The sequence below is a fragment of the Microcoleus sp. B9-D4 genome, assembly GCF_036705105.1.
GTDB lineage: Bacteria > Cyanobacteriota > Cyanobacteriia > Cyanobacteriales > Microcoleaceae > Microcoleus.
In genome coordinates, this window is sequence record NZ_JAUBTS010000001.1 from 167,558 (window position 1) to 179,143 (window position 11,586).

Genomic DNA, 11,586 nt, shown 5'->3' on the forward strand with positions numbered 1-11,586 from the left:
ACAGGCGCTGAACGTTAAGGGCAAAGCATTTGATAGCGCGTCGGGCGATCGAACTACCAACCTATTTTATAAGGAGAACAGCTCAAAGTGAAGATAGGAGCAAATTACCTCGGCAATAACCAATGTGAATTTACCGTTTGGGCGCCCACCCTCAAACAAATGGCAGTCCAAATTGTTTCCCCAAAAAAACGCCTGATACCCCTGCAACAATCTGCCGAAGGTTATTGGCAAACCACAGCTACAGACATCGAACCAGGAACCCTTTACACCTACCAAATCGAAGGAAAAACCGAGCGACCAGACCCAGCCTCAAAATATCAACCCCAAGGCGTACACGCTCCGTCGCAAGTAATAGATGAAAATATTTTTACTTGGAGTGACACAAATTGGCAAGGCGTGCCGCTAGCCGAAATGATTATTTACGAACTGCACGTCGGCACATTCACCCAAGCCGGAACATTTGAAGCAATAATTCCCCAGCTAAAACAACTTAAACAATTGGGAATCAACGCCATCGAAATCATGCCAGTAGCCCAATTCCCCGGCGACCGAAATTGGGGATATGACGGCGTATATCCCTACGCAGTTCAAAACTCCTACGGCGGCCCCGAAGGCTTCAAAACACTCGTCAACGCCTGCCACGAACACGGCATTTCAGTAATTCTCGATGTAGTTTACAACCACCTCGGCCCCGAAGGAAATTATCTCAGGGACTTCGGCCCCTACTTTACCTCAAAATACGGCTCAATTTGGGGAGATCCCCTCAACTTCGACGACGCCTACAGCGACGGCGTGCGTAACTACTTTATTGAAAACGCCCTCTACTGGTTTCGAGACTATCACATCGATGCCCTGAGATTAGATGCCATTCAAGCAATATTTGAAGTAGGTGCAAGACCTTTTTTACAAGAACTATCCGATGCCACAGCCGATATTTCCCAAGAACTAGGACGGCAACTTTACTTAATAGCGGAAAGTGACTTAAATGATGTCCGCACAATACGTCCTAAAGAACTCAGTGGCTTCGGACTAGACGCCCAATGGTGCGATGATTTCCACCACGCACTGCACGCCTTGCTCACCGGAGAAGACGACCGATACTACCAAGATTTCGGCAAGTGCGAACACTTAGAAAAAGCCTTCAAAGAAAGCTTTGTTTACTCCGGCCAGTACGCCCCCCACAGAAAGCGGAAACACGGCAATTCTGTTAAGGATGAACCGGGCCATAAATTTCTGGTGTTTGCCCAAACCCACGACCAAATCGGCAACCGCATTTTGGGAGACAGACTCTCGAAAATAGTTGACTTTGAAGGATTGAAACTCGCAGCAGGCACCGTCTTAATTTCTCCCTACATTCCCTTCTTTTTTATGGGAGAAGAATACGGAGAAGAAGCACCGTTTTTTTACTTCGTTTCCCACTCGGACGAAAACTTAATTGAAGCTATCCGCAAAGACAAACAACAAGAATTTAAAATCTTTGAAGGCCGAGGCGAGTTTCACGACCCCCAGAGTCCTGAGACTTTCGATAAGTGTAAGTTAAACTGGGAAAAACAAACCGAAGGCAAACACAAAATCCTTTGGGAATGGCATCAACATCTGATTCAACTGCGGCGGACAATACCAGCCCTTAAAAAACTCGACAAAAACAGTCTAGAAGTGTCCAGCATTGAAGCGGAAAAAATCTTATGTCTACGTCGCTGGACAGATGACAGCCAGATATTCTGCATTTTAAACTTCAACAGGCAAGAGGTATCTTTTGCGGCTGCACTTCCCCAAGGCAAGTGGAACAAAATTTTAGACTCTGCTGATGAAAAATGGATGGGTTCAGGTTCTAGCTTGCCTGAAAAGATAACTTCAGAGCAAAAATTGACCGTTAAACCGCAGAGTTTCGCACTCTACGAATTAGAATAATTAAAAGTCGAGGCAGAGCCTCAAATACAGGCGTTCCTAGGCAGAGCCTAGGAACAAGAAACGGGAGGCAGAGCCTCTCTAATTCCCAGGCTCTGCCTGGGAATGCAGTTCAGGAGGATCTGCCTCCTATATTACAAAAGAAAACCCTAAAAAACCAGGAGCAAAATTAACATGATGAGAATTCCCACAACAACTTATCGGATTCAATTTCATGGAGGTTTTAACTTTGAAGCCGCCAAACAAATCCTTAGCTATCTGGAAGATTTAGGAATTACCGACCTTTACGCTTCACCAATATTTAAAGCCAGAAAAGGCAGCTCTCACGGATACGATGTCGTTGACTCAAATCAGCTCAATCCCGATTTGGGAACATCAGAAAATTTTGAAGCCCTCACATACGAAATCAAGAAACGGAACATGGGATGGCTGCAAGATATTGTGCCGAACCACATGGCTTACGACACTCAAAATTTGCTGCTGTTAGACGTATTGGAACACGGGCCAGATTCCGACTATTTCGATTATTTCGATATTGAATGGAATCACGCTTACGAACATCTCAGAGGTCGAGTGCTGGCTCCCCTGCTCGGCAATTTTTATGGAGAGTGTCTGGAAAATGGCGAGATTCAACTTAAATACAGCGAAATTGGGCTGACCATCAATTATTATAGCTTACAATTGCCAGTAAGAATTGAATCTTATGCTAAATTTATCAGTCATAATTTGGGGCATTTAGCCAGGGAATTAGGCAGACGCCATCCAGATTTTATCAAGTTTTTAGGAATTCTTTATTTAATTAAAAATACCCCCTCAGAAACTAAAGGTAAAACCCGATACGATCAGATAGCTTTTGTTAAAGGACTGCTGTGGGAACTCTACAATCAAAATCCCCTCGTGCAGGAATTTATCGATGAAAATATCAAATTTTTTAACGGAGAAAAGGGAAATGCCGAAAGCTTTAATTTGCTAGACGATTTGCTTTCCGAGCAGTTTTACCGTCTGGCTTTCTGGAAAGTGGGTGCCGAGGAAATTAACTACCGAAGATTTTTTACGGTCAACGAACTGATTTCGGTAAAAGTTGAAGAGATTAAAGTTTTTCACAAAAACCATGCTCTGATATTCGACATGGTTGATGAGGGAAAGTTTACCGGATTGAGAATCGACCACATCGACGGACTGTACGACCCCACAGAATATTTGAAACGGCTCCGGGAGAAAGTCGGAGACACTTATATTACTGTTGAAAAAATTCTGGAACACGAAGAAGATTTGCCGTCATATTGGCCGATTGAGGGAACTAGCGGCTACGACTTTTTGAATTACGTAAACGGCGTTTTCTGTCGGTGCGATCGCGAACAGCAATTTAGCGAAATTTATCAGAGATTTACTCGCTTGACCGTTCCCTACGAACAGTTGTTTTTAGATAAAAAAGGGCTCATTGTTGAGAAAAACTTGGCGGGAGATGTAGACAATCTAGCTCAACTTTTGAAGAATATTTCCGGTCAATCGAGACAGGGAAATGACTTTACTCGTCCCGGTTTGGAAAAAGCATTGGCGGCGGTTTTGACTATTTTTCCAGTCTACCGAACTTACATCAATCAAGATGGTTTGAGAGAGTCCGATCGCACTTACGTAAAATATGCGATCGCCCATGCCAAACAACAAGTACCGCGACTCCTCAAGGAACTTAATTTTATCGAAACGGTGTTGTTGCTGGAAGAAGAAGAAACCCTAACACCTGAACAAAAAGAGCAGCGCCGGCACTTTGTAATGAAACTCCAGCAGTTGACAGGCCCATTAATGGCAAAAGGCGTGGAAGACACGCTTTTATACGTCTACTATCGGCTTTTATCCCTCAACGAAGTGGGAGGAAATCCCAGTCAGTTCGGCGTGTCGCTGGGAGATTTTCACGAGTTCAACAAACAGCAGCAAGCCGCTTGGCCGCACAAAATGAATGCGACAGCTACCCACGATACCAAACGGGGCGAAGATGTGCGAGCCCGCATAAACGTTTTGTCAGAAATTCCCGATGAATGGGAACAGCAAGTCAGGTCTTGGAGAGAGGTAAACTCTTCTAAAAAAGTCAACTTTGTGAATCGGATGGTTCCCGATACTAATGACGAATACTTCCTCTACCAAACTCTGCTAGGCAGTTTTCCCTTTGAGGGAATTGAAAACACTGATTATGTCGATCGCCTGAAAGATTATGTGATTAAAGCTGTCCGCGAAGCCAAAGTCTATACGGCTTGGCTGAGACCGGATAACGACTACGAAGCTGGTTTTATGACCTTTGTCGATAGCGTTCTCGAACCTTCGGAACAAAATCCATTTCTCAACAAATTTATACCTTTCTGCAAAAAAGTAGCTAATTACGGAATTTTCAATTCTTTATCTCAAACACTCCTGAAAATCACGGCTCCCGGCGTTCCCGACATTTATCAAGGGACGGAATTCTGGGATTTAAGCCACGTCGATCCGGACAACCGCCGTCCCGTTGATTTTGACCGCAGAATCGAGGTTTTGCGGGACATTAAAGAGCAAGCTCAGACGGATATTTTGCAACTGGTTGAAGATTTGATTGCGACGCGAGAAGACGCGAGAATTAAGTTATTTTTAACGGCAAGAGCGCTAGAAGCGAGAAAAAAATACTTGCAAGTTTTTCAATCAGGTGACTATGTGCCCCTGCAAGCAGTTGGCACGTTTAAAGATAATGTTGTTGCCTTTGCCAGAAGCTTTGGAGAGACTACCGTTATTGTCATTGCTCCCCGGTTTTTGACGGGAATTGTCAAACCGGAAGAAATGCCGATCGGCAAACCAGTCTGGAAAGATACTAATTTGAAATTATCCGAGCAAATGCCGTCGGTTTGGAAAGATGCAATTACAAATCAGGCGGTAGAAAGTAACGGTACGTTGGCAATTGGTGAAGCTCTGAGTTACTTTCCTGCCGCTCTGCTGTTCGGTAAAAAATAGCAATGAAAAGCTGGAAAATTCAAGAATTTTCCCAGACTCCCAGGAGGCGGACTTGAGGCTCTCCCTCAATAATATCTTCCTTCCCAGACACAGCCTGGAAGTAAACGGGTAGGGATAGGGCATTGCCCTGTCCCTTTTTAGAATTGATATTAAACCTGATTGGAAGTCAAAAAACCGATCGCCCCTACCAACCAAACAAAATTTATACAACAAAGACGGCAAATACAACACAACGTATACGGTTTGCCACAATACCCGAATCGATCGCACACCGTACATTGGGAAGAGTAAAGAAAAGCAGTCAACAACTGTAGCGGTGCAAGCCTCACGGATGCAACCGTCCCCCAACAGGTTCGGTAAATACCCCTTCATCGCAAGGTCTACCGCCCGCAGTATAGAGATCAGCACCCTATCGAAGACTGTATTAAAGCAGGACTCACTACCCGTAAACCGCGAGGTAAAATCGCAGTCCTGAATAACCAGACTATCGCACAGATAAAACACCAAAATTTTGTAGAGATTGGAGCCGGAACACCCCTATGGGAAAAGTAGTTGGAATTGACTTAGGTACGACAAACTCCTGCGTCGCAGTTATGGAAGGCGGCAAACCCACCGTCATAGCCAACGCCGAGGGGGGTCGCACCACACCTTCTGTAGTAGCATATGCTAAAAATGGGGATCAACTTGTCGGACAAATCGCCAAGCGTCAAGCCGTGATGAACGCCGAAAACACCTTTTACTCAGTAAAACGGTTTATCGGGCGTCGGGTTGATGAAGTAACCCACGAAACCACTGAAGTTTCCTACAAAGTTCTCAAAGTCGGCAACAGCCTGAAATTAGACTGTCCCGCCCGTGGCAAGCAATTTGCTCCAGAAGAAATTTCTGCACAAGTTCTCCGTAAACTGGTAGAAGATGCCAGCAAATACCTCGGCGAAACTGTTACCCAAGCGGTAATTACTGTTCCCGCTTACTTCAACGACTCCCAGCGCCAAGCTACGAAAGACGCAGGAAAAATTGCCGGTATAGAAGTGCTGCGGATTATTAACGAACCTACAGCAGCAGCTTTAGCTTACGGGTTAGATAAAAAGAGCAACGAAACCATCCTCGTATTTGACTTAGGTGGCGGTACTTTCGACGTATCTATTCTCGAAGTAGGCGACGGCGTATTTGAAGTGCTAGCAACTTCTGGAGACACTCACCTCGGCGGTGACGACTTCGACAAAAAAATCGTCGATTACATCGCTAACGAATTCCAAAGAGCCGAAGGCATTGACCTTCGCAAAGACAAACAAGCACTGCAACGCCTGACGGAAGCAGCCGAAAAAGCCAAGATTGAGCTTTCGAGCGTTACCCAAGCAGAAATCAACCTGCCGTTTATTACCGCGACTCAAGACGGGCCAAAACACTTGGACACGACTTTGACGCGGGGCAAGTTTGAAGAACTGTGCTCGGATTTGATCGATCGCTCCCGCATCCCCGTAGAAAATGCGATCCGCGACGCCAAATTAGACAAATCTGCAATTAATGAAGTCGTCTTAGTTGGTGGTTCTACGCGCATTCCTGCGGTGCAAGAACTGGTCAAAAAACTCCTTGGCAAAGACCCCAACCAAACCGTAAACCCGGACGAAGTGGTCGCAGTCGGTGCAGCAATTCAAGCCGGCGTACTCTCCGGCGAAGTCAAAGACATCCTGTTGCTCGACGTTACTCCGCTGTCTCTCGGCGTCGAAACCTTGGGTGGCGTGATGACCAAAATCATTCCTCGCAACACCACTATTCCTACCAAGAAGTCGGAAACTTTCTCGACTGCTGTAGACGGCCAAACAAACGTGGAAATTCACGTTTTGCAAGGCGAACGGGAAATGGCGAATGATAACAAGGATTTGGGAACCTTCCGCTTAGATGGAGTTCCACCAGCCCCCCGTGGCGTACCTCAAATTGAAGTTACTTTCGATATCGATGCTAACGGTATTTTGAATGTAGCTGCTAAGGATAAAGGTACTGGCAAGGAGCAATCTATTAGCATTACTGGTGCTTCTACTTTGCCCAGCAATGAAGTCGAGCGCATGGTGAAGGAAGCCGAATCGAATGCGGCTGCTGACAAAGAGCGTCGCGAAAGGATCGATCGCAAAAACCAAGCTGATTCTCAAGCCTATCAAATCGAGAAGCAGTTGGCAGAATTGGGTGATAAAGTTCCCCCTGCTGACAAAACTAAGATTGAAGGGTTGCTCAAAGACTTGCGCGAGGCCATTGCCAGTGAAGATGACGATCGCATCAAAACCTTGACAACCGAGTTGCAGCAAGCATTCTACGCTGTCAGCAGCAACCTGTACCAGCAAGCAGGCGGCCCGACTGACGGCCCCGGTGGCCCTGGTGGCTATGGAGACGGTGGCCCCACTGGCGGCGGCGACGACGTAATTGACGCCGACTTCACTGAAGGCAACAAATAAAAGGCTAAATTAAAAGCCCCCAGCTAGAAGCAAGAAACCCGGTTTTGAACAGAAACCGGGTTTCTGTCCATTCAAAAACAAACCAAAGCCGATCGACTAAAATTACTAAAAATCTTGCTTGAGGCATAGAGACAAAACTAGAATATGCTTCAACAAATATCATAAACTAGCAGTAATATCAAATCCGTTAGCATCGGAATAGTAAATTCGAGTTCACTGTTGACTGTTGACTGTTCACTGTTCACGGCGTCAACAGTCAACCGTCAACAGTCAACAATCATTCCGGTGCAACCGGAATCGATATAATATCGCAATCGAGAGCAATTAAATGTCACGTTCTCCTATACAAAATTCCTCCCCAAATACTCCCAGCCCATCTCATGTTGCATCCTTGCGCCGACTCCGCCGGATCAGCCATTTACTAGACAATGCAATTCCGATTCCCGGCACAAAATACCGCATCGGACTCGATCCGATACTGGGACTTATACCGGGCGGCGGCGATTTAATCAGTTCACTTTTTGCAGGATATGTTGTCTTCAAATCCGCTCAAATGGGAGTACCTCAAGAGACTTTAGTAAAAATGGCCACTAACATCGTATTTGATACAGTTGCTGGTACTGTACCGGTGGCTGGAGATTTGTTGGATGTTGCTTGGAAAGCTAATGTCAAAAATATAGAATTGCTGGATGCTCATTTAGGTTCCCCTGAACAAGGCAAAAAAGCCGATTGGCTATTTGTGGCGGCGTTGCTGTTGGGTTTGATATTAATTGTCGGAGGCGTGATTTTCTTGAGTGTGATGCTTTTTGGCTGGCTATTCCAAGTAATTACAGGACGTTAATCTTTGGTTGTAGGCTCAAGATAAATCACTCTATTTGTGTCATATTAATAGCATATAAGCGGGTAAACTCTTCCTGAAAAATTATTTTTTGGGATGATTCTGGGCAGGGAAAAACATCTGGGTTTAACTACCCGTAGGCTGCGTGGCTTTTTTAAATTCCTCAAAAAAGAGCGATAATCTCACAGATCCGTAGATTACAAACAGGGGGAATAGAAACAAACCTAACACTTTTTTTGCACCAATACTTAAGAAAAATAATAGGAGTATTAGCTACCAAAAAAACAGTGTCTGCTATCGATCTTCAATAAATAAATACTCAAGTGTGTCAGGGTTAAAAAATTCAACCAACCCCTACCAATAAAAGTTCTGATCCTCTTACCAAGAAGAGATATGTCGCAGAAATCTGAAATGTTGCACCATTCTCGCTTAACAGGCAAGATGACTGTTCCACAAGAAAATTCACTCTGGATATTAAAAAGTATATCTTAAGGGTATTGACAAAGTTTATTAACTATGTATTTAAGTATCAATTTTCTTTGAAAGTAGGTAGTGACCAGGAATTTCAAAGGTGGTACCCGCCACGTGATTTATCCGTGGAATCAATCGAAAATCCTCAAGCCCCCGCATTTATCTCGCGCAAGTCAATCGAAAATCGAAAATCGAAAATCGAAAATCGATTGACCCGATCGCCCTTGAGTCCGATATAGTGATATAATCCAAACTATAATATCAAATTGATATAAATGCTTGAATTATCAGCCCTTGGGCTGCTACAGTTGCAACCCCTGCACGGCTATCGGCTAAAGCAACAACTGGAGCTGTTTATGAGCAGTTGCATCAGCGTCAACTACGGAGCGATTTACCCGCTGCTGAAGCGATTGGAAGAGCGAGGGGAGATTTCGGTAATAGCCGAAGAAGCCGGAGATGCGGGCTGTCCGCGCAAAATCTACGGAATTACCCCCAAAGGGCGCGAACTGTGGCGGCAAAAAATGCTCGAACACCCTCAAGAAAGCTGGGTTAACAGTGGTTCCCGGTTCCAAATCAAGTTTTTCTTTTTTGGCGACTTAGAACCCGCAGAACGGCTGAAGCTATTGGAACACCGCTTGCGAGCCTGTTACACCCGTCAAGACTACATCGAAAGCCTCAAGAGCGAATATCCACTAACCGATGACTATCAATTCGCCTCTCGCGATCGCTGCAAGTCAGTGCTGGCCTCAGAGATAGAGTGGTTAACCGAGCAACTAGCCAAGGAAAAAAGCGCGATCGCCGGAGTGCGTGACTCCCCACCCTTCGCTGAATCCGCCGACTCCAAGGGAAAATCCTTCCAACTCACCCACTCAGGTGAGTCATAAGAAGGATGTGTAATCTTGCCTGCCATCGTAACTTTTGAGAGATAACAAGAAGCTTTCCTAAAAATAATCACTCCCTGGCTTGGCTAACTGCGATCGGACTAAAGCCCTGCACATCCCCCAACCTCATTAAAAAGGGACTTTCCCGATTCCATCCTGTTTAAAATCGCTTGTCCTTATTCCCCCATGTTGGAGGGGAACGCCGGAAAATCAAAGATTTCGCCCAAGTCTCAGTCAGAAGTTAAAAAAAATCTAAGTGGTGCTGCCAATGAGTTATTCTAAATCCCCAGAATCCGTCGTTGAAACAGAAGAGCAAAAACCTGCCACACCCGAACTGCACCCAACCGATGCAGACAGCGATCGACCGGATGATTTTCCGCCTATTGCCGATCGCCCCCAACCTGTTGCTAAACCACGATCGCGCTGGCCTCTAATTGCCGCGATCGCGATCGCCACAGGCGCAGCAGGTTTCGGCTGGTACTCGTGGCAATCGGGTCAGAATCGCCCACAGCAACAGGCAGCAGCAGCCCAACCCCCAGCCATACCAGTCAAGCTCGCCGCCGTAAAAACCAGCTCAGTCGAAGATGCTTCCGAATTTGTTAGCAGCTTAGAAGCCAAGCGTTCAGTACAAATCAAACCCGAAGCAGAAGGGCTAGTCACGGAGATTTTTGTCAAATCCGGCGACTTCATCAACCAAGGACAAGCCATCGCCCGGATGAAAAGCGACAGCGCCCAAGCTGACTTGAGGCAATCCCAAGCCAACCTGATCCGCGCTCAATCCCACTTAGCCGAATTGCAAGCAGGAGCCAGGCCCGAAGAAATCGCCCAAGCTCAAGCCCAAGTCGCCCAAGCCCAAGCCAACCTCGCTCAACTGCGATCGGGCTCTCGGCCAGAAGAAATTGGCCAAGCCCAAGCCCGCGTTAGCCAAGCTGAAGCCGACCTCGCCGATGCCCAAACCGGTAGCCTCTTAGAAGACATCGCCCAAGCCAGAGCGCAAATAGAAGCAAGCACAGCCGAAGCAAAGTTAGCCAGCCAGCAGCTTGCCAGATATCAGGCATTGGCAAAAGAAGGCGCAGAATCCGCGAACACCCTTGAGCAATACACCCAAAAAGAAGGCACAGCCAAAGCCAATCTCCGAGAAGCTCAAAGGCGGTTCGAGCAGCGACAAAAGAACAGACAAGCCGAGATCGAGCGCCGCACAGCAGCCTTGCAACAGCAGCGGCAAGCTTTGCGGCAATTGCAAAACGGTTCGCGCCCAGAGGAAATAGCCAAAGCCGAAGCAGAAGTCGCACAAGCCAAGAGTAGATTAGCCGAGTTAGCCAACGGTACCCGCCAAGAACAGCTCGATCAAGCTGAAGCGCAAGTTGCCGAGGCCGCGGCTCAAGTGCGCGGCTTTGAAGTACAACTACAAGAAACTGCGGTCATCGCGCCCTTCGCGGGAGTCATCGGCGACATACCAGTGAAAGTAGGTGATTACTTGCAAAAAGGTGATGCCATTGCCACCCTGACTGAGAACCAATTGCTAGACTTGCGGTTATCAATTCCTTTGGAACGGATGCCTCAATTACGCTTAGGGCTGCCAGTACAAATGCTCGACGCTCAAGGTAAGGCGATCGCCCAAGGTCAAATCAGTTTTATCTCCCCCAACGTCAGCGCCAATTCCCAAACAATTTTAGCTAAAGCCACCTTTCCCAACCCCACTGGCGAACTGCTTAATCTCCAGTTTGTAAAAGCTAAAGTCATCTGGAAACAGAACCCCGGAATTTTAGTTCCAGTAACAGCAGTCACTCGCTTAGGTGGAGAAACTTTTGTCTTTACAGCTCAAAAGCCAAAACAGCCACAACCTGGAGCGCCACCTTTAATAGCACGGCAAAAGTCCGTGAAATTGGGAGCAATTGAGGGGAATAATTATCAAGTTATCGAAGGTTTGCAAGCAGGCGAAGAAATTGTTACCGCAGGCATCCTTAACCTCACAGACGGTGTTCCGATTATGGCGCAACAACCAGAGGTACCAGAAGGGAAAAAACCCCAATTACCAGTGGGGAGCAAAAATTAATATCTGAATCAG

General features: G+C 46.4%; 6 protein-coding genes. All 6 read left to right on the plus strand.

From position 1 onward, the window contains the following. Positions 1 to 87: 87 nt before the first annotated feature. The 6 genes from treZ (at position 88) to QUB24_RS00670 (ending at position 11,574) form a co-directional block, all read left to right on the plus strand. The gene (gene treZ / locus QUB24_RS00645; RefSeq protein ID WP_333149630.1) at positions 88 to 1,911 is read left to right on the plus strand and encodes a malto-oligosyltrehalose trehalohydrolase; all 1,824 of its coding nucleotides are present in this window, start codon (positions 88 to 90) and stop codon (positions 1,909 to 1,911) included. A 174-nt stretch (positions 1,912 to 2,085) separates the two neighbouring features. Continuing rightward, on the plus strand, positions 2,086 to 4,881 hold the full coding sequence (treY, locus tag QUB24_RS00650; protein ID WP_333149895.1) for a malto-oligosyltrehalose synthase: 2,796 nt from the start codon (positions 2,086 to 2,088) through the stop codon (positions 4,879 to 4,881). A gap of 539 nt (positions 4,882 to 5,420) precedes the next feature. Next, positions 5,421 to 7,328, plus strand: coding sequence for a molecular chaperone DnaK (gene dnaK / locus QUB24_RS00655; RefSeq protein ID WP_333149632.1), 1,908 nt, complete (start codon positions 5,421 to 5,423; stop codon positions 7,326 to 7,328). 328 nt (positions 7,329 to 7,656) lie between these two features. Further along, positions 7,657 to 8,169, plus strand: a complete 513-nt coding sequence (locus QUB24_RS00660; protein WP_333149634.1) for a DUF4112 domain-containing protein — start codon at positions 7,657 to 7,659, stop codon at positions 8,167 to 8,169. 743 nt (positions 8,170 to 8,912) lie between these two features. Beyond that, positions 8,913 to 9,521 (plus strand): PadR family transcriptional regulator, encoded by a 609-nt coding sequence (locus tag QUB24_RS00665; RefSeq protein ID WP_333149636.1) that lies wholly within the window; start codon positions 8,913 to 8,915, stop codon positions 9,519 to 9,521. Positions 9,522 to 9,786: 265 nt separating this feature from the next. Next, positions 9,787 to 11,574 carry an efflux RND transporter periplasmic adaptor subunit gene (locus tag QUB24_RS00670; protein ID WP_333149638.1) on the plus strand — a complete coding sequence of 596 codons (1,788 nt, stop codon included), beginning with the start codon at positions 9,787 to 9,789 and terminating at the stop codon, positions 11,572 to 11,574. Positions 11,575 to 11,586 lie beyond the last annotated feature (12 nt).

Bases quoted from the DNA above. Each gene is read 5' to 3' on its own strand.
- treY (WP_333149895.1), top strand. From the start codon at position 2,086: ATGAGAATTCCCACAACAACTTATCGGATTCAATTTCATGGAGGTTTT.
- dnaK (WP_333149632.1), top strand. From the start codon at position 5,421: ATGGGAAAAGTAGTTGGAATTGACTTAGGTACGACAAACTCCTGCGTC.
- QUB24_RS00660 (WP_333149634.1), top strand. From the start codon at position 7,657: ATGTCACGTTCTCCTATACAAAATTCCTCCCCAAATACTCCCAGCCCA.
- QUB24_RS00665 (WP_333149636.1), top strand. From the start codon at position 8,913: ATGCTTGAATTATCAGCCCTTGGGCTGCTACAGTTGCAACCCCTGCAC.
- QUB24_RS00670 (WP_333149638.1), top strand. From the start codon at position 9,787: ATGAGTTATTCTAAATCCCCAGAATCCGTCGTTGAAACAGAAGAGCAA.